This window comes from Streptomyces sp. 13-12-16, from assembly GCF_002114215.1.
In the GTDB taxonomy this organism is placed as follows: Bacteria; Actinomycetota; Actinomycetes; order Streptomycetales; family Streptomycetaceae; genus Streptomyces.
Window position 1 is genome coordinate 1 of the sequence record NZ_NCTE01001250.1, and the last position, 704, is coordinate 704.

At 72.4% G+C, this 704-nt stretch carries 1 pseudogene; it reads left to right on the forward strand.

The features are described from left to right. Positions 1-704, forward strand: a pseudogene (locus B7767_RS46930) (hypothetical protein); the annotation flags it as partial.

The window sequence follows — 704 nt, forward strand, 5'->3', positions numbered from 1 at the left end:
CCCTGCTCGCCGCCGCCGGCATCGCGGGCGTCGTCCTCCTCGCCGTGCCGCTGCTGATCTGGGCCACGGACGACTCGCGGCAGGAGAAGAAGGACGACGTGGCGGTGGCCGCAGGGTCCGACACGCTGCTGGAGGAGGAGCCCCTGGAGGTGCCGAAGGGCGAGTACGCTCCGGCGGAACCCACGCCGGAGCCCTCGACGAAGAAGCCGTCCGCCGAGCCGAGACCCGTCGTCGAGAAGGCGTCCCCGGTGGTGAGTTCGGCGGCCCCGGCCGGCGGGTCGCCCGAGCCGACGGAGAAGAAGACAAAGAAGGCGGAGCCCCGGGCCGAGGAGCGCGAGGCTCCCGAGCTCCCGCCGAACACCGCCGCCTACGCCGTCCGGCGGCTGGCCGCCGAGGATTCCGGCCGGCACATCTGCTACCGGGTCCACAGGAAGGGCGCCGGCTGGACGAACCCGAGGTGCGACGGGGCCATGTCGGGCAAGGGGCTGCCGATCACGGCCATCAACATCGCGGTGGTCGGCGCCAAGAAGGTGTCCGCCAACGAGTTCGTCCAGAAGGACGGCTGGACGACCGCGTGGTCGAGCGCGGCCGACGCGACGGACCTGACACTGGGCAGCGACTCCCCGAACGCGCCGAACCTCAGCGGCTACGCCATCGGCGTCGACGACGGAAACGTCTGCCACCACCACAAGCTCGGCGGGCCC